At 37.2% G+C, this 23,873-nt stretch carries 26 protein-coding genes and 1 tRNA gene; 9 read left to right on the forward strand and 18 right to left on the reverse strand.

Annotation, left to right across the window (positions count from 1 at the left end; genetic code table 11):
* Positions 1 to 33: 33 nt before the first annotated feature.
* From guaA to N9Y32_00105, 4 genes are read left to right on the forward strand one after another with little or no spacing between them, the layout of a single operon-like run.
* Entirely contained in the window at positions 34 to 1,611 is a 1,578-nt protein-coding gene (guaA, locus tag N9Y32_00090) for a glutamine-hydrolyzing GMP synthase (protein ID MDB2589421.1), read from the forward strand.
* Between the two features lie 16 nt (positions 1,612 to 1,627).
* Positions 1,628 to 2,086 (forward strand): tRNA adenosine(34) deaminase TadA, encoded by a 459-nt coding sequence (gene tadA, locus N9Y32_00095; GenBank protein MDB2589422.1) that lies wholly within the window; start codon positions 1,628 to 1,630, stop codon positions 2,084 to 2,086.
* Between the two features lie 44 nt (positions 2,087 to 2,130).
* Positions 2,131 to 3,687: a YadA-like family protein gene (locus tag N9Y32_00100; protein ID MDB2589423.1), complete on the forward strand. Its 1,557-nt coding sequence runs from the start codon at positions 2,131 to 2,133 to the stop codon at positions 3,685 to 3,687.
* The gene (locus N9Y32_00105) at positions 3,671 to 4,420 is read left to right on the forward strand and encodes a Wzz/FepE/Etk N-terminal domain-containing protein (GenBank protein MDB2589424.1); all 750 of its coding nucleotides are present in this window, start codon (positions 3,671 to 3,673) and stop codon (positions 4,418 to 4,420) included. The genes N9Y32_00100 and N9Y32_00105 overlap by 17 nt, the downstream gene beginning before the upstream one ends.
* A 290-nt stretch (positions 4,421 to 4,710) precedes the next feature.
* On the opposite strand, the gene fabG is transcribed toward N9Y32_00105, so the two are convergent.
* From fabG to rplU, 4 genes are all read right to left on the reverse strand, one after another.
* Positions 4,711 to 5,457 (reverse strand): 3-oxoacyl-ACP reductase FabG, encoded by a 747-nt coding sequence (gene fabG, locus N9Y32_00110; GenBank protein ID MDB2589425.1) that lies wholly within the window; start codon positions 5,455 to 5,457, stop codon positions 4,711 to 4,713.
* Positions 5,458 to 5,466: 9 nt separating this feature from the next.
* Positions 5,467 to 6,399 (reverse strand): ACP S-malonyltransferase, encoded by a 933-nt coding sequence (fabD, locus tag N9Y32_00115; protein MDB2589426.1) that lies wholly within the window; start codon positions 6,397 to 6,399, stop codon positions 5,467 to 5,469.
* A gap of 83 nt (positions 6,400 to 6,482) precedes the next feature.
* Positions 6,483 to 6,740 carry a 50S ribosomal protein L27 gene (gene rpmA / locus N9Y32_00120; protein ID MDB2589427.1) on the reverse strand — a complete coding sequence of 86 codons (258 nt, stop codon included), beginning with the start codon at positions 6,738 to 6,740 and terminating at the stop codon, positions 6,483 to 6,485.
* An 11-nt stretch (positions 6,741 to 6,751) separates the two neighbouring features.
* A complete protein-coding gene (gene rplU, locus N9Y32_00125) occupies positions 6,752 to 7,063 on the reverse strand; it encodes a 50S ribosomal protein L21 (GenBank protein MDB2589428.1) in 312 nt (103 codons plus the stop codon).
* A gap of 113 nt (positions 7,064 to 7,176) precedes the next feature.
* On the opposite strand from rplU, the gene N9Y32_00130 reads away from it, so the two are divergent.
* Positions 7,177 to 7,662 (forward strand): peptidylprolyl isomerase, encoded by a 486-nt coding sequence (locus N9Y32_00130; GenBank protein MDB2589429.1) that lies wholly within the window; start codon positions 7,177 to 7,179, stop codon positions 7,660 to 7,662.
* Between the two features lie 30 nt (positions 7,663 to 7,692).
* A complete protein-coding gene (locus N9Y32_00135; GenBank protein ID MDB2589430.1) occupies positions 7,693 to 8,427 on the forward strand; it encodes a UDP-2,3-diacylglucosamine diphosphatase in 735 nt (244 codons plus the stop codon).
* Here N9Y32_00135 and N9Y32_00140 read toward each other — a convergent pair.
* Genes N9Y32_00140 through N9Y32_00160 form a run of 5 tightly spaced genes read right to left on the reverse strand, consistent with a single transcriptional unit; the run spans position 8,404 to position 12,594 of the window.
* Complete coding sequence (locus N9Y32_00140) at positions 8,404 to 10,215, reverse strand: ribonuclease catalytic domain-containing protein (GenBank protein MDB2589431.1); 1,812 nt, start codon at positions 10,213 to 10,215, stop codon at positions 8,404 to 8,406. The genes N9Y32_00135 and N9Y32_00140 overlap by 24 nt on opposite strands.
* A gap of 11 nt (positions 10,216 to 10,226) precedes the next feature.
* Positions 10,227 to 10,601: a glycine cleavage system protein GcvH gene (gene gcvH / locus N9Y32_00145; protein ID MDB2589432.1), complete on the reverse strand. Its 375-nt coding sequence runs from the start codon at positions 10,599 to 10,601 to the stop codon at positions 10,227 to 10,229.
* A gap of 46 nt (positions 10,602 to 10,647) precedes the next feature.
* Positions 10,648 to 11,724, reverse strand: a complete 1,077-nt coding sequence (gene gcvT / locus N9Y32_00150; protein MDB2589433.1) for a glycine cleavage system aminomethyltransferase GcvT — start codon at positions 11,722 to 11,724, stop codon at positions 10,648 to 10,650.
* Positions 11,725 to 11,736: 12 nt separating this feature from the next.
* Positions 11,737 to 12,381: a septation protein IspZ gene (locus N9Y32_00155; protein ID MDB2589434.1), complete on the reverse strand. Its 645-nt coding sequence runs from the start codon at positions 12,379 to 12,381 to the stop codon at positions 11,737 to 11,739.
* Positions 12,382 to 12,384: 3 nt separating this feature from the next.
* Positions 12,385 to 12,594: a PP0621 family protein gene (locus N9Y32_00160; protein MDB2589435.1), complete on the reverse strand. Its 210-nt coding sequence runs from the start codon at positions 12,592 to 12,594 to the stop codon at positions 12,385 to 12,387.
* Between the two features lie 89 nt (positions 12,595 to 12,683).
* On the opposite strand from N9Y32_00160, the gene N9Y32_00165 reads away from it, so the two are divergent.
* A tRNA-Leu gene (locus N9Y32_00165) sits at positions 12,684 to 12,770 on the forward strand.
* Positions 12,771 to 12,916: 146 nt separating this feature from the next.
* Here N9Y32_00165 and N9Y32_00170 read toward each other — a convergent pair.
* The 7 genes from N9Y32_00170 to N9Y32_00200 all read right to left on the reverse strand — a co-directional run bounded on the left by N9Y32_00170 (position 12,917) and on the right by N9Y32_00200 (position 20,515).
* Entirely contained in the window at positions 12,917 to 13,849 is a 933-nt protein-coding gene (locus N9Y32_00170; GenBank protein ID MDB2589436.1) for a carbohydrate kinase, read from the reverse strand.
* An 11-nt stretch (positions 13,850 to 13,860) separates the two neighbouring features.
* On the reverse strand, positions 13,861 to 14,856 hold the full coding sequence (locus N9Y32_00175; GenBank protein MDB2589437.1) for an ATP-binding cassette domain-containing protein: 996 nt from the start codon (positions 14,854 to 14,856) through the stop codon (positions 13,861 to 13,863).
* Positions 14,857 to 14,888: 32 nt separating this feature from the next.
* Entirely contained in the window at positions 14,889 to 16,334 is a 1,446-nt protein-coding gene (locus N9Y32_00180; protein ID MDB2589438.1) for a mannitol dehydrogenase family protein, read from the reverse strand.
* Positions 16,327 to 17,211, reverse strand: a complete 885-nt coding sequence (locus N9Y32_00185) for an AraC family transcriptional regulator (protein MDB2589439.1) — start codon at positions 17,209 to 17,211, stop codon at positions 16,327 to 16,329. The genes N9Y32_00180 and N9Y32_00185 overlap by 8 nt, the downstream gene beginning before the upstream one ends.
* A 94-nt stretch (positions 17,212 to 17,305) precedes the next feature.
* Positions 17,306 to 18,121, reverse strand: coding sequence for a carbohydrate ABC transporter permease (locus N9Y32_00190; protein MDB2589440.1), 816 nt, complete (start codon positions 18,119 to 18,121; stop codon positions 17,306 to 17,308).
* 17 nt (positions 18,122 to 18,138) lie between these two features.
* Positions 18,139 to 18,999 carry a sugar ABC transporter permease gene (locus N9Y32_00195; protein MDB2589441.1) on the reverse strand — a complete coding sequence of 287 codons (861 nt, stop codon included), beginning with the start codon at positions 18,997 to 18,999 and terminating at the stop codon, positions 18,139 to 18,141.
* Positions 19,000 to 19,207: 208 nt separating this feature from the next.
* Positions 19,208 to 20,515: a sugar ABC transporter substrate-binding protein gene (locus N9Y32_00200; GenBank protein MDB2589442.1), complete on the reverse strand. Its 1,308-nt coding sequence runs from the start codon at positions 20,513 to 20,515 to the stop codon at positions 19,208 to 19,210.
* A gap of 483 nt (positions 20,516 to 20,998) precedes the next feature.
* Between N9Y32_00200 and N9Y32_00205 the strand changes: the two genes are divergently transcribed.
* Positions 20,999 to 21,250: a thioredoxin family protein gene (locus N9Y32_00205; GenBank protein MDB2589443.1), complete on the forward strand. Its 252-nt coding sequence runs from the start codon at positions 20,999 to 21,001 to the stop codon at positions 21,248 to 21,250.
* 34 nt (positions 21,251 to 21,284) lie between these two features.
* Here the strand turns inward: N9Y32_00205 and N9Y32_00210 are convergent, their stop codons facing one another.
* Positions 21,285 to 22,136 (reverse strand): LysR substrate-binding domain-containing protein, encoded by an 852-nt coding sequence (locus N9Y32_00210; GenBank protein ID MDB2589444.1) that lies wholly within the window; start codon positions 22,134 to 22,136, stop codon positions 21,285 to 21,287.
* Between the two features lie 105 nt (positions 22,137 to 22,241).
* On the opposite strand from N9Y32_00210, the gene N9Y32_00215 reads away from it, so the two are divergent.
* Positions 22,242 to 22,970 carry a glutathione peroxidase gene (locus N9Y32_00215; GenBank protein ID MDB2589445.1) on the forward strand — a complete coding sequence of 243 codons (729 nt, stop codon included), beginning with the start codon at positions 22,242 to 22,244 and terminating at the stop codon, positions 22,968 to 22,970.
* A gap of 105 nt (positions 22,971 to 23,075) precedes the next feature.
* On the opposite strand, the gene N9Y32_00220 is transcribed toward N9Y32_00215, so the two are convergent.
* Positions 23,076 to 23,654: a histidine phosphatase family protein gene (locus N9Y32_00220; GenBank protein ID MDB2589446.1), complete on the reverse strand. Its 579-nt coding sequence runs from the start codon at positions 23,652 to 23,654 to the stop codon at positions 23,076 to 23,078.
* Positions 23,655 to 23,873: the final 219 nt, after the last annotated feature.

Raw genomic sequence — 23,873 nt, forward strand, 5'->3', positions numbered from 1 at the left:
TTCTTTCAGGTTTAATTAAAAAACAACACTATTATGACAAATATTCATAACGATAAAATCCTTATTCTTGATTTTGGCTCTCAATATACGCAACTTATTGCCCGTCGCGTGCGCGAGATTGGCGTTTATTGTGAATTGTTTCCATATGATGTAGATATAGCTTTTATCGAAAATTTCAATCCTAAAGGTATTATTCTTTCTGGCGGGCCTGACACAGTGACTACCGATGATTCAGCTAGAGCGCCGCAAATTGTGTTTGATTTAGGTGTGCCAGTACTTGGCATATGCTACGGTATGCAAACCATGGCCATGCAACTTGGCGGTAAAGCAAGTTCAGCTGAAAAGCATGAATACGGTTTTGCTCAAATAAAGTGTGAAGATGATGCTTGTGAATTATTTACTGACTTACGTGATGACACACACACTACGGGCAATGCCCTGCTTGATGTTTGGATGAGTCATGGTATTGAAGTCAATGAATTACCAAAAGATTTTAAGTTGATTGCCTCTACAGACAACTGCGCAATCGCAGGTATTGCTAATGTTAGCAAACATTATTATGGCTTACAATTTCATCCAGAAGTCACACATACTAAACAAGGCAAGCATATTCTTGATCGTTTTATCAGCAGCATTTGCGGTTGTGAAAAAAATTGGACTACTGAAAATATTATTACCGACCTTGTTCAAGGTCTTAAAAATCAGATTGGTGACGGTAATGTGTTATTGGGATTATCGGGTGGTGTTGATTCATCTGTTGTAGCCGCCCTCCTCCATCAAGCGATTGGCGATCAACTGACTTGCGTGTTTGTAGATAATGGCTTGCTTCGTCTTAATGAAGGCGATGAAGTCATGCAAACTTTTGCTGACAATATGGGTGTTAAAGTCATTCGCTCAAATGCACAAAAGAAATTCTACAATGCCCTAGCAGATGAAGCTGATCCTGAAAAGAAACGTAAAATTATTGGTCATGCTTTTATAGAAGTCTTTGAAGAAGAGGCTCAACAATTAGACAATATTGAATTCTTAGCTCAAGGTACTATCTATCCAGATGTGATCGAGTCAGCAGGTGCTAAATCTGGAAAAGCTAAAGTTATTAAATCACATCATAATGTTGGAGGACTTCCAGAAGATCTTAAATTTGAATTAGTCGAGCCACTTAGAGAATTGTTTAAAGACGAAGTTCGCACTATCGGCGTCAAACTTGGTATTCCTGAACATATGCTCTATCGTCATCCTTTTCCAGGGCCGGGCCTAGGTGTAAGAATCTTAGGTCAAGTTAAAGAAGAATATGCTGATATTTTGCGTAAAGCTGATGCGATCTTTATGCAAGAACTTTATAACCATGATCTTTACGATAAAGTTGACCAAGCTTTCACGGTTTTCTTGCCAGTTAAATCAGTCGGTGTTACTGGCGATGAACGCAGATATGACTATGTAGTCGCATTGCGTGCTGTAGAAACCATTGACTTTATGACAGCTCGTTGGGCGCGACTACCGTACGATTTCCTGGATTTTGTCTCTAACCGCATCATGAATGAAATCACGCGTGTATCGCGCGTCGTATACGATATTTCAGGCAAACCACCCGCTACCATTGAGTGGGAATAGTTACCAAGGAAGAACCTTGTCATCGCTAGATGAAAAATGGATGAAACTTGCTTTGGAGCAGGCAAGGCTTGCTCAGGCAATAGATGAGGTTCCGGTCGGGGCAATTTTAATAAAAGATGAGCAACTCATTGCCAGCGCTCACAATCAACCTATTATCAACCATGACCCAACAGCTCATGCTGAAATTCAGGTATTGCGCGCTGCAGGCAAAAAACTCAATAATTACCGCCTACCTGATACTACCTTATATGTAACTCTGGAGCCCTGCACAATGTGCCTAGGTGCGATGATTCATGCACGTGTATCGCGCGTAGTATTTGGCGCGTATGATCAAAAAACTGGTGCATGCGGGTCTTGTCAAGATTTAACCACCAGTGATTGCTTTAACCACTCAATTATCACCCAAGGGGGTATTTTGTCGAATGAATGCAAAAGCTTACTACAACTATTTTTCAAAAATAGGCGCAATAAATAGTTAATTAAGAACTATACTTACATCTTTATATTCTTGGGAAAAATATGAAGATTGGTTTTTTATTACTTTTAATAATACCAATGCCACTTCTTGGCGCTAATACTTCGACTGGAAGTAATGCACTTCTAAACAACTCATCAGGCATTAAAAATGTCGCTATTGGCGACTCAGCTATGAAAGAAAACACAAGTGGCCTTAATAATACATCAGTCGGTTATTTTGGTCTGCGAAACAATACTTCAGGCAAGCAAAATACCGGTATTGGTAGCTACTCTCTGCGCTATAACACCACGGATGATGACAACACCGCAGTGGGTTTTGAATCACTCAAATATAATACCACTGGTGATAAAAATACCGCGGTGGGCAACTACGCCTTGCAAGAAAATACAACCGGCACAAGTAATACTTCAATTGGTAATTACTCACTTAGTGACAACACCTCGGGTGATAAAAATACGGCAATAGGAAGCTACTCGATGCGCTCAAACTCCTCAGGAAATGACAATACTTCCATAGGTAACTACGCTATGCGCGCCAATACTTCAGGATCTGATAATACCGCCAGTGGCAACTATTCAATGCGTTACAACACTACAGGATCAAACAATACAGCATTTGGCAATCAAAGTATGAGATCCAATACCACTGGTGGGTTTAACACAGCAATTGGTGACGATGCACAATTAGCCAACACATCAGGATCGTACAATGTTTCAAATGGCAATGGCACTCTTAATAGTAGCAACGGCGACAGTAATACTGCCATTGGCTATCGAGCTGGATACACCAATGCAATAGGATCTGGCAATGTCATGATTGGGCATAAAGCAGGCTACAACGAAACCGGATCAAACAAGCTTTATATTTCCAATAGTGACACTTCGACAGCCCTCATTCAAGGTGATTTTTCCACACAAGAAGTTACTATTAACGGCAATCTTACGGTTAATACTTTGAAAGATTCGTCAGGAAACAGCATGATACGAAAAGTGGGTGATATTGTACATATTGGCAAAAATTCTTTCACCATCGAGGACTCGTCAACCTCCAGTAGTAGCAAAGATGAAATTGCATCCAGTATTAATGAGCTTCAAATTGGTACCAGCACTTCTCACAATACAACCGTACTTGGCACACTAAGTGTACAAGCGCCAACGAGTGATAATCACGCCACCACTAAAACTTATGTTGATACTGCTACCAATGCCAATACAACTAGCATTACAACAAACAGTACAGATATTAGTGCCGTACAATCAAAAAACACTTCCCAGGATAGCACCATTGCTTTAAATAGTACAGCAATATCTGCCAATACCACCTTGATTAACACCAATGCTAGCGCTATTAATGTCAATATTAATGCCATACAAGAACTGGAAACTGGCGTGGCGCAATCTATGGCCATGGGTGCACTCAGCACACCTAGCTTCGGTAAGTCTAATTTTTCTATTGCAACAGGCAACTACAATGGAACTCACGCTATTGCTTACGGATTTTCACACCATGACAGTAAACAGGATATTATCTTTCGCTTACTTGGTTCGCAATCAGACGGCATCTCCAGTTCAGCAGCTTCAGTTGGCTGGAGTTTCTAATTCTAAAAAAAGCATTTTAGAATTAGAAACTCCCGTTAAAATGGTTCAATCTGATAAATTAACACAGCCAACTATGCAAACAAATACACCCGAACAAAACTATTATCAAGAAGACGAAATCGATCTCAAAGAATTGTTCGGAATTCTTTGGGCGAAAAAAACTTTAATCATCGGAATAACAACACTTATTACTGTGTTTGCAGGTATCTATGCCTTTAACAAAACTCCTATTTATGAAGCGACTGCTCTAGTAGAGATTGGAAGTTATAAATTTCACAATACTGTCTTTATCAACAACAACAACAACAACAACAACAACAACAAGATTCAAATTGAAAATGCTTTTGACTTGTCAATAAAATTAAATACTTTATTTCCTAATATAAATTCAAGTTCACCAAATAAAACCAATTCATTTATTAATTTAAAGTCTGAATCTACCTCTCAAGAATTAGCAACAAACAATATAAAAGAAGTTATTAAATATATTACAACATTGCATCAAAAAAATCTTAACAAGACAAAACTTGAATTACAATCAGTTAAAGGAAATCTTGTTTACAATTTTAACAATTCATTAATTATTGGTGACATTGATGCAAGTAAGAAACCAATCAAACCAAAAAAGGAACTGATTGTAGCTATGGCGTTTGTTGCAGGATTTATCCTTTCAATCTTTTTGGTGTTTATTATGAATGCCTTTAGAAAGGAAGAGGATAAAGCCACTGCTTAAAATATTGAAAAATCCTTAAATGGCACCATTTTAAGCCGTTAAAACCTAAAAAACCCTTTAAAAACAATGATTTATCACGTTTTTAAAGGGTTTTTTAATGAAAAATTAACCAACAATCAAAAATATTAGAAATTCTTTAAATGAGTAATATTTAGTGATTTACCTAATTGTTTAGCGAGTATTTTTTTATTTTTACAAGGCAAACTTGCCAAAACTTGACTGAGCATAGTTAAAGCTATGCGACTGAAAGTATTTGGGGGTTTAACACCGTAAAAAAGAAAAAGACGACACTAAACGGTGTACATTCCTCCGTTGACGTGGATAGTCTGGGCTGTAATGTAAGCCCCCGAATCACTCGCCAAAAATAACACCGAAGCTGCAATCTCTTCAACTGAGCCTAAACGTCCCATGGGAATCTGCTTAGACAAGGCTTCTGTTTGCTCTTCTGGGAGTGCGTCAGTCATATCAGTTTTAATAAAGCCTGGCGCCACACAATTAACCGTAATGCCTCTTGGGCCGACTTCGCGAGCGAGCGACTTGGTAAAACCCATAATGCCTGCTTTAGCGGCAGCATAATTAGTTTGCCCTGCATTACCCATCGCGCCAACTACTGAAGCGATTGAGATAATACGACCTTCACGTTTTTTCATCATGCCGCGAAGAACAGCTTTTGACATTTTATAAACGGACTTCAAGTTAGTATTCATAATATCATCCCACTCGTCTTCTTTCATGCGCATCAGAAGATTGTCACGCGTGATTCCAGCGTTGTTAACTAAGATGTCAACAGGACCATAGGTGTCTGTGATATTTTTCATTACATCAGAAATTTGATCATTATCCGTAACGTTTAACGCCATGCCTTGCCCGCTTAAACCCTTATCTTTTAAAGTAGCACTAATTGAATCTGCGCCTTTTTCGCTAGTAGCTGTTCCAATAATAGTGGCACCAGCACCGCCTAAAGAGATCGCGATGGCTTGGCCAATTCCGCGACTTGCGCCTGTTACTAATACGATTTTTCCTGATAAATCTGACATATTATTCCCCTATTTAATTTCTGCTAAAGTTGCTGCTACACTAGCTGAATCTAGCACGGCATTTGCTGTTAATGATTTTTCAATTCTTCTAGTTAATCCGGCTAATACTTTGCCTGGCCCTGCTTCAATCAACTTTTCTACGCCATTATTATGCATGGCTCTGACACTTCCTGTCCAAAGCACTGGCTTGTGTAATTGTGCCACTAATTTAGCCCTCATGTCATCAATATTGCTAGCTTTTGTGCCATCAACATTATGCAATACATCGATATTGCCCATGTTAAATGCCACTGCATCTACGGCTATTTTAAATTCAGCTGCTGCGTCGTCCATCAAAGAGCAATGTGAAGGCACACTCACTGGCAACACCACGGCGCGCTTAGCACCTACTGTCTTCATGGCTTCACATGTTGCGTCTACTGCGGCTTTATTGCCAGCAATCACTACTTGTCCATTTGAGTTAAAGTTTACCGCCTGAACAATACCTTCGCCTGCATAATCAGCACAGACTTTAACCACAACCTCATCTTCTAATCCTAAAATAGCGGCCATTGCGCCCACACCAGCAGGAACAGCTGATTGCATAAGCTCAGCGCGCGTACGTACTAATTTAATACCATCACTAAATCCAAGTGAGTCTGAAGCTACTAAAGCCGTATATTCACCTAAAGAGTGTCCTGCCATGCAAATTGGTGATAGCTCAGTTTCACTCGTTAGTGCACGATAAGTAGCAACACCGGCTGCCAACATAGCGGGCTGAGTGTTTTGAGTTTGATTTAACCCCTCTTGATCTTCTTGAGTAAGCTTCCAAAGATCAAAGCCTAGTGCATCACTTGCTTCAGTAAAGGTATCTTTTACAATAGAAAAATTCTCAGCAAGCTCTGATAGCATACCAAGTGATTGTGAGCCTTGGCCCGGGAATACAATTGCGTATTTCATAATAAATTTAATAAACGAAATAGCCTTATTTTAATTAATAAAAAAGCGCCTGTAAGGCGCTTTTTGAGATAAATCTTAAGTTATGCTTATGCAGTTTCGATTGAAACTGTTTGACGCATGAATTTACCTTTCTTAGCAAAAACTACTTTACCGCCTGCTGTTGCAAACAATGTGTCGTCTTTACCTTTACGAACGTTAGTACCTGGGTGAACTTTAGTGCCTCTTTGACGAACTAAAATGTTGCCCGCTAATACTACTTGACCACCAAATCTCTTAACACCTAGGCGTTTCGACTGGGAGTCTCTTCCGTTATTAGTACTACCACCTGCTTTCTTGTGTGCCATGGGTTATTCTCCTATGCCTTAATTTTTGTAATTTCAATTTCAGTGTAAAGTTGTCTGTGACCTTGAGTCTTCATAGAGTGCTTACGACGACGGAACTTTAGGATTGTAACTTTCTTGCCCTTGCCTTGTGAAATAACTTTTGCTTCCACTGTTGCTTTAGCAACTAAAGGAGCGCCAACTTGAATGTTGTCGCCGTCAGCAATCATTAACACTTCTTTAAAGGTAACTTTTTTGCCCGGCTCAACTTCTAATTTTTCAATCTTTAAAGTTGTTCCCTCTGCCACTCGAAACTGCTGACCACCTGTTTTAATAACTGCGTACATAATAAAACCTAAATATGAATTCGTAAAAAGGGGCAATTATACGCCAACGAGCTCATTTATGAAAGGGAGTTTTAAGTATAATTTGTATTTTTATTTACATAGATGAGCGAACAATGATTATTTTTGAAACAAACATGGGTGATATCCATATAACAGTTGATTCTGAGAAAGCGCCAATCAGTGCTAAAAACTTTACAGACTATGTTGAGTCAGGCTTCTTTGATGAAACTATTTTTCACCGTGTCATTAAAAACTTTATGATTCAAGGTGGCGGATTTAACCAAGATATGTCACAAAAGCCAACTAATGCAGAAATTGAAAATGAAGCTAAAAATGGCTTAAAGAATGCTAAGTATTCTTTATCTATGGCTCGAACTGCTGCGCCTCATTCTGCTAGCTCACAATTTTTCATTAACACCAAAGATAACGCATTCTTAGACTTTCCAGGCCAAGATGGTTGGGGCTATTGTGTATTTGGTGAAGTGGTTGAAGGTTTTGATGTAGTTGATAAAATCAATGAAGTCTCAACTGGCAATAAAGGTGGACATGGAGATGTGCCAAATGATTCAGTTATTGTAACTAAAGCCTACATTAAGTAATGACAGCCCGGTTTTTAACCGGGTTTTTTCATGCCTAAGTCTAAATCAAACACTTTAAGTATTCAGCAGATTTTAATCATTGCTGATTTGCACCTGGTTACTGACGAGGTGAAAAAAAATCAGCTATTTGAGAAATTCTGCCAGCAAGCACAACAAGCTGATCAGGTTTTTATTTTGGGTGATTTATTTAACACTTGGTTGGGGGATGATATATCTTTGCCTTACTATCATGACATTATTCAAATTCTTAAAGACTTAAGTCAAACAACTCGAGTTTTTGTAATGACGGGTAATCGTGATTTCTTGCTTTCGCAAGAGTTTGCTAATCAAACAGGTTGTGAATTAATTAATTCGCCTTATTTACTAGAAACCAATGAGCAACAATATGTTCTGACTCATGGTGATGAGCTGTGTACAGATGATGAGTCATATCAGCAAATGAAATCTATCTTGCAACATCCGATTACTAAAGCTATTTTTGTTCGTTTACCTAAAAATTGGCGTCTAAAGTTAAGTGGCCAACTGCGTCAAAAGAGCATCAATGCTCAACAGACTAAAACTCGACAGATTATGGATGTTAACCAATCTGCGGTTAATGAGCTAATGAAAAAATATCCAAATGCGAATCTTATTCATGGACATACGCATCGACTTAATACACATATTGAGCCGACATTTACACGCCACGTTTTAGGAGATTGGTCAAATACTCAAGCTAATGCGATTGAGATTACGGATAAATTAAGCCGTCTTGAAATTAGCTGATCGTTCCATCATATCAACCCGTGTAACTTGCAGCATGATCTTGTCATCTGGCTTAGGAATCTGATCTTCTTTAAATTTGATTTGTGTCATTAATCCAACTTCAGGAATCATAAATAAAGCTTTATCGCCACGAATATCAACCACCACACCTTCGCCTTTCCAATTAGGGTTTCTTTTTAAAAACAAGCACTTATAATGATCATTACTAAAGCGAGTTACACGGCCAACACTGGCTAATGCATTATTATTAATGCCAATAATTTCCTTAACTCGGGCCTTATCAAGTGTTGGTTTACCAGCAATAAAATTAGACAATTGCTGGTGTGCTAGTAAATCATAGTAGCGTCTTAGAGGGCTGGTAATTCTTAAGTATGAATCCAAGCCAAGGCCATAATGTGGCAACGGCTTAATAGAGGTTGCTGAACGCTTGAAAAACTTAATCGCCTTAAAGGACTCAGCCGTACTTAAGTTTTCTTTTTTGTCCAAGACTTCCTGCGGGAACTCGCCTTCATCTTGTAAAGCATACGGCATAACGATATCGTTTTCTTGCGCATACTGAGAGATGGTTCGCCCTGCAGTAATCATAACTTCTGCCACAAAATCTCGACTAGGACTGGTTTTCTGCGGTGCTATCTCAACCTTCTCATCAATATATCTGACATCCACATTCGGCAAATTAAGACTAATTGAGCCACTTTTTTCACGGAAAGTTTTATGTTGATCAATAAATGTTTGAATTTTAATAAAATCTGGATTAACCCCTAGTTCTTTATCTACAGCCTCATAAGTTGTATTGATCACTTTGATCTTGCTATGTACCACTTCAATATTACTAATAATGCCTTCACTCATATTAAGCCCGATAGACAATGCTGGAGAGGTTTCTGTTTCTCCAAGTGCCAGCGCTTTAGTAATTGAAGTCGGGAGCATATGGATAATTTGCTCTGGTAAGTACAAATTAGAGCCGCGTTCGCGAGCATATTCATCTAACTCAGAGCCAGAATCAACAATAGTAGACACGTCAGCAATATGAATCCACAACTTGTCACCATCTACGCTAATTGCATCATCGGCGTCATTAGAGCCTTCATTATCGATTGCATAAGATGACATATGGGTTAAATCAACACGTTCAATTTCTGGCAGGCTGGTGTCAATCTCCTCATCTTCTGGAATGCTAAAACGTGCTGGATAAGGATTAAAACTATCTGTGAAATATTTGATTTTTAGAAGAAATTTATAAGCCGCTTCTTCAGAATTTTCTACGCCCACATGATCTAAAATTTTTGCATGTTTGGAGTGGCTAAATGCAACCTTTTCTACCTCTTTCAAGAAAGGAATATCTTGTTCATCAAAGGTATTGTTAGCAAGATTATCCAAGCAGTGTTGTAGGCTCTTAATAGCATCTTCTTCTGCCTGACGCTTATCAAGAATTCCTTGAATTTGCGCTGTAGGGCGAACAAACACACTGTCTTTTTGCCAATAAAAATACAAGCCCTCTTCCACTAAAAGACAAGTACACCAAGCACTTTGCGCAGTGTATTCGTCAAATAGCCATTCGGTGATTTCTTGTAATGTTAGAATTTCTTCCTGGAACTCATCAAGAACGCTCACATCTGCATGCGCACAAGATTCATTCACCTGAGTAAATTCTGGATGAATAAAGCGAAAGTCTTTTTCTCTAACCTTGCGTGTTGAACCATCTGCAAATTCTAAATCGAATTTATGCGTAGTAACACTAACAACACGCGCAGGTTTGCCTTTATAGGCAACCAGTGAATTAACCAAGACTATGTAACTTAGTCTAGTGTTTCAGTGTAGTCTTGCGCAGACATCAAATCTTCGATGTTTTCTGCTTTAAATTTAACTAACCAGCCATCATCATAACAACTTGAGTTAACCAATTCAGGCTCATCATCTAATGCTTCATTAGTTTCAATAACTTCAAGATCAGCGGGAGCATAAACGCCACTGGCTGCCTTGACAGATTCAACAACACAGAACTCATCTTCCTGAGAGGCTTCATCACCTGCACCTGGTAATTCTACAAATACCATATCACCTAATAGTTCCTGAGCATGATCAGTTACACCCATAGTGTAGGTGCCATCACCATTATCTAGAATCCATTCGTGTGTTTGTGTGTATTGTCTATCGTCTCTTACTTCGCTCATTCTGCTCTCCAAATTCTTTATAGGCCTTACCTATAAAGGTTTTAAATTAAACTAATACTTTACCATTGCGTACAAATGGTGGTTTGACTATTTTAGCCGAAACTAATTTATTTCGCATCTCAATTTCACACGATCCTGTTGCGCCCATTGGCACCCTTGCTAATGCGATCGCTTTGCCAATTGTTGGTGAAAAAGATCCTGAAGTTACTTCACCATCGCCCAAACTTGTTACGACTTTTTGATGATCTCGAATTACGCCTTTTCCTTCTAACACCAAGCCTACAATAGTATTTTTTGGACCATCGTTTTTTAATTCTTCTAAAGCTTTGCGGCCAACAAACTGACGGCCTTCATTAGATAAGTCTACCGTCCATGAAAGCGCTGCTTCCAATGGTGAAACCTCGTCATTCATTTCAGAACCGTACAAACTCATGCCTGCTTCTAAACGTAGAGTATCGCGCGCACCAAGTCCACAAGGTTTGACACCTCCTTCGAGTAGCATCTTCCAAGTAAATTCTGCTGATTTATCAGGCAGCATAATTTCAAATCCATCTTCACCTGTATAGCCAGTTCGGGCAATAAATAAACTACCTAAACTAGCTGCATTAAAGGGCTTTAATTCTCCGGCAATATTTTCAACACCAGGCATAGCTGCAAATACTTTTTCGCGTGCATTTGGCCCTTGAACAGCAATCATCGCCAAATCAAATTTAGGCTCAACGCTCACATCAAAACCTTGCGCTTGTGAATTAATCCAGGCAATATCTTTTTCTGTAGTACCAGCATTAATCACCATTCGATAGTCTTCATCATTTATATAATAAACAATCAAGTCATCGACCACACCGCCACTCTCGTTTAGCATGCAACTGTATAACGCCTTGCCTTCTGTTTTTAATTTTTCCACGTCATTAGCAATAAGCGTTTGTACAAAAACTTTAGCTTGTGTACCTTTAAAATCTACCACAGTCATATGTGATACATCAAACATCCCTGCGTCCGATCGAACCTGATGATGCTCTTCAATTTGAGAGCCATAATTAAGGGGCATTTCCCAGCCACCAAAATCAACCATTTTTCCTTGTGCATCTATATGTGCTTGATATAAAGGTGTGTGTTTCATATTAATCTCCTACTACTTTTGTTTAGTGTACTTGCTAATCATTATCACCGTGACAACGATTAAAATAAAAGTTAATCCCATGGTACCAAATAATTTAAAGTTAACCCATGATTCTTCTGTCTGTTGAGCAATATTGCACAAATCCGGCATCGTCGTTGCAACACAATCAAGCTCTGTTAATTCGATCTTGGGGTCTAAATCAGTCGAACCAAATAATGCATCTCTTGCACTTAAGGCCAGCTGAACATAATAAGCATTGACTAAGGCAATTCCAACAAAACCAAGGCCCCAAATCCAACTCATTTGTCTCCAAACTATTTTTGGTAAATCTAATTCTTTGCCTAGCATTCTTTCTAATAAGGGCTTTTTACCTACCCAAATGCTAATAATTAATACCGCAGCAAACACAACATATAGCGCACTAACTTTCCACATTAAAAATGCTGGGTCTCTTAGTGCTAATGTCACACCGCCCAAAACGACCAACAACCCAAATGTGACTAAATGAGTATTCTCAAATTTACCCTTTTGATAACGAGAGACCAGCATTTGCAAAGCAGTAGCGGCAATCATGGCGTAGATTGCTGCATACAAACCCATAGTCTTATAAACAATAAAGAATAATACAATCGGGAAAAAATCAAGTAAAAATTTCATTAACTACCTCAAACATTTTTTAGAACAAAAAACTTCACCATTCTGAATAATAGCTTCATTTTCAGGAATGTGCGTCTTGCAGATGCCACAAGAGAGCATTTTACTAGTAGATGGCTGAGGGATATTGTTATCAGGTTTTTTTCTAAATTGACGCCACAAACTAACGCCAAGCCAAATAACCAAAACTATAATAATTAACTTAACAATCCCCATAATAATCCACCTCAAAAAAATAGAATTTTACCGATGCTTAGTATATAATTGCTTCTTTTTAATGTGTCTATAGTAATTACACAGTTCCTGCCCGGGTGGTGAAATTGGTAGACACACAGGACTTAAAATCCTGCGCCTTTATCGGCGTGCCGGTTCGATTCCGGCCCCGGGCACCATCTTTCGTTTTCACTACATCCCATAAAGACTCACAGAGCACATAAACAAAGGGATTAGTGTCAAAACTGTGTTTCACACAATATCGTACAATCCCACCATAAATTAAATAGAATTGTTTGGTGATTGTCAATAATCGTATAGATTTTTAACTCTCTAATATTTCATAAATCCATGGTGGATTTGCGCCTTTCTTGGTAACAGTAAAACTGGCTACTTGATTGGCAAAAGTCAATGTTTGTTGAAGTATTGACTCATTCATAGTATCCAACTTTTCCCTGCCTAGTAGACCTTGCGTATCGAGACTAAAAAGGAAGCCCCCGTTAAAACTATCGCCGGCGGCAATTGTATCAACAACACCGACTTTATTTGCTTTTACAAAAACTTCTTTACCATTATCAAATATAGCTTTTGAACCTTTAGAACCTAAAGTCAATATAACTAACTTCACACCGTTTTTGAGCCATTCATTACTGACTTCCTTGAAGTCTTGCATTCCATATAAATACTGATAGTCTTCCTCAGATATTTTAATAATATCTACTTTTGAAGTGAGTTGATTAAAACGCTCAATATACTTTGCCTTATTTTCTATAAAGTCAGGACGTATATTGGCATCAAAATAAATTAGGCAATTACCTGAGACTTGTTCAATTAACCATTGCCAAGACGCTCCACAAGGCTCTGCTTGAAGGCTAATCCCTCCAACCAACAACGCCTTAGTTTTTTTTAAGCTTTCAATAAAAGGTTCAAGACTTTGTTTATCTAGCATGCGCCCTGCAGAATGCTCATCAACAAAAGTATATTGAGCTATACCGTCAACAACGTCTGCATAAGCTAGCGTAGTAGGTCGATTGGTTTTAACTATAAAATCCTTTTTAACTTTAGAGTGTTTTAGCCGCTCTTCAATTAGTTCGCCATAAGAGTCATTTGAAATAGCGCCACAATAAAAACTTTCAGCACCTAATCTGCCTAAAGTTATTGAGGTGTTCAAAATACTGCCACCAACATGTGGTGTGTATTCAGTCTCTCCTACAAAAGACACCATATCAATTAAAGATTCGCCGGCGCAAATTATCATGAGAGGTTTATTTAAACTCGCTTTCCATCTTTAAACATATGCACATTAGCCTCGTCAAAATCTAAAAACATTACTTCGCCTTTTTTATGAGACCCCATTCCTTCAACTCGAACTGTAATTTTCTGATCATCCTCTGATTGCATGTAATATAAGGTATCTGCACCTAAATTTTCTAGATGCTTCAAAGTACATTTTATTTTTCCCTTAGTAGGTGAAAGCGTAATATGTTCCGGTCTTACACCATAGAGCTCTGCGCCACTTTGATTTACAATATCACCTCTTAAAAAATTCATGGTTGGCGAACCTATGAAGCCAGCAACAAATTCAGTTTTTGGGTGATTATAGAGCTCGGTTGGTGTATCAATTTGCTCAACAAGTCCATTATTAAGTACCACAATTTTATCAGCAAGAGTCATAGCTTCGATTTGATCATGTGTCACGTATATCATTGTTGCATTTAGTTTTTCATGAAGCTCGGAAAGCTCTACTCTCATATCAGATCTCAAAGCCGAATCTAGATTAGATAATGGCTCATCAAATAAAAAAACTTTTGGCTCTCTAATAATCGCCCTACCAATCGCCACTCGTTGACGCTGACCACCAGATAATTGCTTAGGAAGCCTATCTAAAAGGTCATGAATTTGCAATACCTCAGCTACCTTATTAACGCGATCTTTAATTTCATTCTTTTCCACTTTTGAAATTTTAAGTCCGAAAGCTAGGTTATCTAAGACAGTCATATGAGGATACAAAGCATAAGACTGAAACACCATAGCCAATTCTCTTTTAGATGGGGGAACATCATTCATTTCTTCGCCGTCAATCATTAAGAGCCCCGAACTAATATCTTCAAGACCAGCAATCATTCTAAGTAAAGTAGACTTGCCTGATCCAGATGGTCCAACAAAAACAACAAACTCCCCATCATGAATTTCAATATCAACACCCTTAATGACGCCTACTTCATCATAATTTTTATATATTGATTCTAATTTAATTTCAGCCAAAATTACTCTCCTTGCATAAGTCTAAAAACATTTTATAAATTAATCTTATATTTTTTTTTCATTTCTTGAATTTCTTTAATAATTCCATCAACAAAGTCAGGGTACTTTTGTGGAATATCTCCCCAAAGTTCGGCTTCAGTTGCAAAACCAAGCTCTCCACCTTCAACTAAAAAAGGAGTTAACATGCTCCATTTTGGTTCGACATAGTCAAAACTTATCTTATTGGTAATTACTTGACATAGAAAAATATACCAACTTGCAATCGCCTTTAATGAAAACTCAGGCACCTCTCCTTTTGATAAATGCCACTCAACGACTGGCAATAAAAATATAGGAAACTTTGACCCTCCATCCATACAAATTCTTGACAAGGAGTCGGGTAAATTTTGATTTCCAAACCTTTCCTTGGTTGTGGACAAGTAATCTAAGTAATTAATTGAAGCCACTCTTGGTAGTGATGAAATGATTTCTTTTATTTGTATTGAATCGAAAAAATTAGATAGCTCTGGGTCACTTAATGCCGAGTAATAGGTTTCATGCCCTCGTAATACACCTAAATAAGCAAGAGCAGTATGCCCTCCATTTAATATACGAATTTTTGTATTTTCATAAGGCTCTACATCATCAACAATTTCGACTCCAACAGAACTTAAAGGGGGCTTTTTTCCAGAAAATTTATCTTCAATCACCCATTGAATGAAGTCTTCAGAGACAACTGGGCAATCATCACTTCTACCAAAAGACTCTTTAATTTTTAGTAACTCCTTAGTATCAACTTTAGGTGTAATTCTATCAACCATACTAGATGGAAAGCTGGCATTTTTTGAAACCCAATTTAGTAGAGCTTGGTCACCTGATTCATTTAAATACTGATTAAAGCATTGCTTTAGCATGACACCATTTTCTTGAATATTATCACAACAAGCAATTGTAACTGGAAGCCCATTATTTTCCATTCTCACTCTCAAACCTTTTGCAAGAGCTCCAAAAACAGTTATTGGCATTCCTCCATTTAGATCATTTTGAATATCTTTTGTTGTTATTTTTAATTGTTTATCTTTATCAAAATAATAGCCACTTTCAGTAACTGTAGTTGTTATCAATTGAACATTGCTAGACGAAAAAAGATGTTGAATTTCCCTCTCATCACTCTCCCAATCATATAACTCTATAATTGATTTTATTTCTTCATGTTTGGCTTCTCCACTTGCTGAAATAGTCTTTAAGATATATTGATTATTAGATTTTTTTAAATCCATAATAAATTGACTTTGCTCTTTTCTTAAATTAATTCCAGCAACACCCCAATTACGTGAACTTGCATTTTTTAAAATATTATTAAAATATACTGCTTGATGCGCCCTATGGAAATTTCCCACACCAATATGAATTACTCCAACTTTACAGTCGGCAGGTTCAAAACTAGCTTTAACTAAAGACTCACTTTTATTTTTGTTTTTTATAATATCTTTATTCACTTATTAATCCTTTATGTGCTGTCTTTCTGTATTCTCTTGGCGTCTCACCCTTTAATTTAACAAATTGTCTATTAAAATTAGCAAGATTGTTATAGCCAGATTCAAAAGCTATAGTTGAAATATTTTTATCAGTTTCATAAAGCATAACGCATGCTCTTCCTAGTCTAATTCTTGAGACAAATTCTGAGAATCGGTTACCTGTTGTTTTCATAAAATATCTTGAAAATGCACTCTCACTCATATTTACAATTTTTGAAGCCTCGACTAATGAAATATTATCTTTGTAGTTATCTATTACATAATTCACAACTTCATTGATACGATGTTGGCTACTTGAGGATAAACTAGGGTTTAATTTAGTAAGTGATAATGTTACTTTTTTTGACCATTTATTAAGCTCTTTTAGAAAATTCAAAAAATGCATCAGCCTTTCCATTCCTTGGCTATCGCGTATTAACTCTAAGCTCTTTTTGGCAAGTTCTGGGTCATAATTCTTAAATTCAATACCGGAGCGTGATGACTCTAAGAGTTGATCTAATTCCATCAATTCAGGAAACGCTTCAAATGCCTTTTTCAATGTTTTATGATTAAATTGAATTAACATATCTCGTAATGGAATTTCATTACTTGAACTTTCTTCAGTTACCCAATTATGCGGCAAGTTAGGGCCGGTCAAAAATAAAGATCCAGGATAAAATTGTCCAACATAGTCACCAACAAAAACCTTGCCTGAAGTTTTTAAAACTAAATGCAGTTCATACTCTTCATGTGCATGCCAACGGCAAAGCGGGGTGGGCCAGCCATGCTCTAAATAACGAATCGTCTCTACCTTATCAACGATTTCAAACTCTGGTTTTATTTTATCTATTATTGACACAATTTGCCTTAACTTAAAACATTGTCACTATTTGCAACTGAAACCAGAATGATAGCATCTGATAAATCAGGCCATAAGTGTTGTTCTTTATTGATCACTTCACTGCACCAAAGGTTAAGCCCTGGACTAGTTGTTTCTGGGCAAACCATCCAAATACAACAATTGGGGCACAAGCAAGTGTTGAAGCAGCAGATAGCTTCGCCCAAAATAACCCTTCAGGCATAGAATACGATGCGACCAATGCAGTCAGTGTTCCTGCATCTGCAGCAGTTAGTAAAATTGTCCAAAATGCCTCATTCCAGCATAAGACGATACTTAGAAGGGCAGCCGAGGCAATTCCGCCCCAGGCAAGAGGCAGCACAACATATCTAATTTCTTCCATTGTGCTAGCACCATCCATTCGACTAGCTTCAAGTATTTCTTTTGGAATCTCCTTAAAATATGCAAATAACAGCCACATAATAATAGGAAGGTTCATCATAGCAAGAATAAAAATAAGTACAATTCGTGTATCAAGGAGATTCGACCATTGCGCAAGTAAGTAAATTGGCATCAACACAGCAACAGCGGGCAACATTTTAGTTGAGAGCATCCAAAGCAGGATATCTTTGGTATATCGACCCGGGAAAAAAGCCATTGAGTAGGCGCTAGGAACGGCAATGATTATGGCAAGCGCTGTCGCCCCTAAGGAGGTAATTATTGAATTCAATGCGTGTTTAGTGTAGTCACTGTTCTCATTTATAATCGAGAAGTTTTCTAATGTTGGTTCAAAAAATAAAACTGGTGGAAATTGAATTGCTTGAAGCTCAGTTTTAAAACTTGTAAGAACCATCCAAAAAATTGGAAAGAAGAATATTACAGCAAGAACACAGCAAGCTAATACTGTAGCTTGATGCTTTATTCTTTTCATATTTCGGTAACCTATAATCATTTCCCCATCCCTTTAGCAACTGTTTTAATTAAGAAAAATGCAATTATATTTGCAACGATAATTGCAAAGACTCCACCAGCTGAAGCCACACCGACATCAAATGCTAGTAATGCCTGCTTGAAGATTAACCATGTGGTATTTGTACTATCATGCCCAGGGCCTCCGCCAGTCGTCACATAGATTTCTGCAAAAACACCAAGATGGAAAATTGCCTGAATCATCACAACCACTCCAATGGCCCGGCCTAAATGCGGCAAGGTTAAATATCTAAACTTCGTCCAAAATCCAGCGCCCTCAATTTCTGCAGCCTCGATTTGCTCTTGATCCATTGATTGGAGGGATGTCATAAATATTAGCAATGCAAATGGAGTCCACTGCCAACTAAGCATAATAATAATTGATAGTAGCGGCAACTCAGCTAGCCAATTTACAACTGGCAAGCCAAATATCTCACTGACATATGCAAACAGCCCATAAGCTGGATTCATAAACATGTTCTTCCACATAAGAGCATTCACAGTTGGCATGATGAAGAAAGGTGAAATTAATAATATTCGGATAATTCCGCGCCCGCGGAACGCTTCTTGCAATAGGAGTGAAATTCCTAGACCTAAAATAACAGAAATAACGATCACACCGCCCACTAGCGTAAGAGTGTTCAAAACTGAAACTCCTAATGCTGGATCCGTGAGGAAAAAGTCATAATTAGAAAGACCGGCAAAACCAGAGCGTTCTGGATACAGTAAATGGTAGCGCTGAAAAGAAAAATATAGCGTCATACCTAGAGGAACAATCATCCATAGTAGTAATAGGATAATGCTCGGAGCTTGTAAAATTTTATGGATATTTATTTTCATAATTTAATTACTACATGTACTGAAATTAACGTTGTTGACTTTTTATATTAGCTACCTGAGGCTTAAGTAACATAAACATAATTAATATATAAACAACCATTTTTTTCATTTGTTTTCGCAGTGAAAAAAAAATGCAAAAACAAATGAAAAAAATGGGCCAATAAGACTATCACTGGCCCATAAAAAATTAAAACTTAGATATTATTGATTAATAACCAGCTCTTTTCATCGCTCTTACCGCATAGGCTTGAGAATTATAAAGAGCTTGCTCAACAGAGATAGTTCCTGCTAAAGCGGCACTCATTTGTTGACCTACCTCAGCACCAATTTCTTGGAACTCAGGGATAGCTGCGAACTGAACGCCTTGGTAAGGAGTTCGGTCTTGCGAGCTAAACGAAGGATCAGCTGAATTAATAGCTTTCAACTCTGCTTCAGCAAAGTTTGCTGCTGCTTTAAATTCAGCAATTTCATATGTACTTGCTCGAGTACCTGTTGGAACACTACCCCAACCAAGCTCTTTACCTACTAAAGCAATGTAGTCTTTAGAGGTTGCCCATTGAACAAATGCCTTAGCATCTTCAGCCTGCTCTGTTCCTGCTGGAACTGCTAGAGACCATGCCCATAACCAGTTTGCACCGCGGCTTGTTACAGCTACTGGGCTTTGTGCATAAGCAATCACATCAGCAACTTCTGACTCAGATGGATCAGATATAAATGAAGCCGCAATAGTTGCATCAATCCACATACCACACTTACCTGTCTGGGTTAAAGGTAGGATTTCACCAAAGCTGTTTCCTTCTGATCCTGGAGGACCATATTTAGTTAACAAATCAACGTAGAAGCTTACTGCGTGATTCCAAGCTGGCGAATCTAGAGCTGGCCTCCAGTCTTCATCAAACCATTTGCCACCAAACGAATTGGCCATTGTAGTTAAGAATGCCATGTTATCACCCCAACCTGGCTTACCACGTAAACAAATACCAGAAACACCATTGGCTCTATCAGTCATAGCAGCTGCTGCATCTTGAATATGTCCCCAAGTTGGATTATCTGGCATACTCATTCCTGCTGCATCTAGCAAGTCCTTACGATACATAATCATAGAGCTCTCGCCATAGAAAGGTGCTGCATAAAGATTACCACCTGACGACAAACCATCACGTATAGCTGGCAACAGATCTTCCGTATCGTAAGAGGCATCAAACTCAAGCTTATTCAGCCAGCCTTTTGCTCCCCACATAGGTGCTTCATACATACCGATTGTCATAACATCAAACTGGCCGCCCTTTGTGGCGATATCTGTTGTTACCCTTGAACGAAGTGTTCCTTCATCTAAGGTTACCCAGTTAACTGTAACACCAGGGTTAGCCGCTTCAAAATGATGCGTTAGACCTTGCATTTTAATCATATGACCGTTATTTACTGTAGCGATTGTTAATTCACCAGCTTGGACAGCAGTAGAACTTGCAACAGCAATAATCGCACTACTAGCCAATATTTTTATACTTTTCCTCATTTATCTTCCCCTTTTAATTTTATATTTAAACGGCTAAGGTGCCATTTATCATATCTATATACTAGATTTGAATTTAACAATATACTCTTCAAAATGATGAAAATCTAATATAAAGATACCTGAAACTAATACTATATTGTTAAAATAATACTATTATGTTTTAAAGTAATACAGAAAACAATTACTAGTTAGTATATTATGGTTTAATAATATTATGATATAAATATTGAATATTTCATTTTTTTTTGGATAGATTAGTATCAGCTTAGGGATGTGATATAAATTATTGATATTCCTTTTTCTACGAATGTAGACTCGGTATAGGGCTCCCTTCAAATTACTAATCTTTAATATTCTTGACATAGTCAATTCTCTAAATTAATTCAAGAAAATTACATGAAACATAAACAATGGTAGACGTAAAAAAAATAAGTGATAGAAAATGTATAATTTAGCTCTAGGCTTAAATAAAAGTTGATAAAAATGTTTGAAGTAAAAGTATTAGACAATGATTACACTAAATGTATAACCACACAAAAATTAATCAAAGAAGTGGCTAGTGAAAATGGAATTACCATTGAACTGGAGAAAGTTGAAGATGCGGCGAAAATTACGTCAACACCTGAAATTATCGTCAATGGAAAAACTGTCCATACTGGTAACACTCCAGACAAAAAAACTATCTTGTCTTGGTTTAAGTCTTTATGCTGTCCAGCAGATGATAATTGCTGTTAAAAATATTAAGTAAGTAAAAATGTGAGTAGAAATTTTATTCCAACAAACTTTTGGCTATTCTTTTAATGTTAGTCACTTGATAATTATTATTTCTAAAGACAATACCAATACCTCTTGATGCTTGACAATGAGTTTCAGCAACTACATTTGGATAGTGTGATAAAACACCAAAATCAATCGCGATTTTTGGTAAAAAACTTACCCCTAAATTCATATTAATCATCGCCACCAAGGTAGAAATACTAGAACAAGAAAAGCTGGATATCTGTTTCTCTGATACAGTATATCCCTGCATAACATGTGACCTTAAGCAATGACCTTGCTCCAATAAAAGCAACTCTTCATTATTAATCTTTTTCGTTTTTCGATCTTTATGATGAATTAAACACAGTGAGTCTCTAAATAATTCATATCCGCCAATACCATCAGGTAAATCATAAGGAAAGGCAAAGATTGCAAAATCAATTTTATTTTGCTTAAGTTTTTCTAATAAATTGTCACTCGTATCTTCCACAAACGATATTTTTAATTTTGGAAAAGCTTTCTCTATATTTCTCAAAAAATTTGGCAGGATGTAAGCCGAAATAGTTGGTATGGTTCCTACAATGATTTCCGATTCGAGAAAATCAATCTTTGTCATATCTACCAATCCCTTGGCATCTGCTATAACAAGCATTGCTTGCAATACTACTTTTTCTCCTATTGGGGTAAATACTACTTTTTTGTTATTTCTTTCAACTAATGGAATTTGTAGATCTTGCTCTAATTTAGCAATACCTGCGCTTAAAGTTGATTGACTAACATAACATTTTTTTGATGCTTTAGAAAAATGTAGCGTTTCCCTAAGTGCAACAAGATACTGAAGATTTTTAATAGAAGGTAGCATTTTATAATCGTTTTTTTAGATTGTATTGATAGAAAATATTCGTTTTACTTAATTATAAACTAGACCTACAATGTGCACTAATAAATAATAATCAGGAGTAAGAAAATGTTAAAAGATAATACGGGCAGTAAAATTCCATCAATTAATTTCAAAATTCAAAAAAATCATCAATGGATTAATTTATCAACAGAAGAGATTTTTAACAACAAAACGGTGGTGGTATTTGCTCTACCCGGTGCTTACACCCCTACCTGCTCCTCTTCTCACTTACCAAGATACAATGAGCTTGCGCCAGTATTAAAAGCTAATGGAGTTGATGAGGTTGTTTGCGTATCAGTCAATGATACTTTTGTTATGAATGCATGGAGTAAAGATCAAGAGGCTGAAAATGTTTTAATGATCCCAGATGGAAGCGGTGAATTTACCGACGCTATGGGCATGCTTGTCAGTAAAAATGACATAGGATTTGGTAGTCGCTCTTGGAGATATTCAATGTTAGTTAAAGATGGCAAAATTGAAAGAATGTTTATTGAGCCTGAAGTAGAGGGTGACCCCTTTGAAGTATCTGATGCCGATACGATGCTAAAGTATATAAATAAGGATGTCAGCATTCCAGATACTGCTACTATGTTTAGTAGAAAGGGCTGCCCACATTGTGAGCGTGCTATGGCACTATTAAACCAACACAATATTTATGTAGAAAAAATAGAGCTTGATAATCCTATCACTTCTAGATCTCTTAGGGCTGTCAGTGGCCAGAGTTCAACGCCACAAATATTTATTGGTGGCAAGCATATTGGTGGCGCTGATGAGTTAGAAAAATACTTAAGCTGATGAAACTTTTTAATAATAAATATTAAGATACTTTAAGCATAGTATTCAAAAGCAAGAGGCAAGATTTTTATCAAATAAAACTAAGAAACGTTTATTTTTTTGATTTTATTTGGTTCGTAAAGTTTGTAATCTATCGATCACTGTTATGTCTCCATTTTTAGATAAATGAAGCAAAATGAGTTCACCCGAACTTGGATATACTTTGCTAATGGCGCTTATATTAACTTGATGTGTTACCAGCACCATTGGTTTCGATAGATCTTGCTTAGTTAGCCATTGTTTCAGCTTATCTGTTTGAGAATCTTCTCGCTCAAATTTCTGAAAAAAAGAGTTTAATAAAGGCAATGGTTGCACATCTCCCAGATCAAGAAATTGAGCTGTTTCTAAACAACGACACCATTGGCTTGAAAACACTTGTACGTTTTCAATATTATTAGTGCGAAATAGCTCACCAATAGATTTTGCTTGATCATGTCCTTCGATGGACAAGTTTCGTTGTGTTTTGCAGTTGTCAAGCTCAAAATTTGAAGGGTCGCCTATTCCTGGTGCTATAGCATGACGCAACATAACGAAGTGATTATCACTTTTGAACGCATTCCAAAAATTAGAATCATCTGCATAAGATATGTTCATGACAACAAGGCTGGCACATAATACAAGCACCTTAAGCCAGCTATTTTTCATAATTCACCTCCAGTCATTTTTTATTTTAGCAACTACATAGTTTGGTTTAAAACTCTGATTTAAACCATGTATGTTTTCTAATAACTTTAAAGCTTGGGTTAAATATATTATTTGTTTTGTATAAAGATACACTATTGCAAGCTTGAAGATACATGATAGCGCGTTTTGCTATGTGATTTACAGTCTTCTCGGTTTGATATAGCTTAGGTAGCGAAAAGT

The sequence above is a fragment of the Candidatus Thioglobus sp. genome (assembly GCA_028228555.1).
In the GTDB taxonomy this organism is placed as follows: Bacteria; Pseudomonadota; Gammaproteobacteria; order PS1; family Pseudothioglobaceae; genus Thioglobus_A.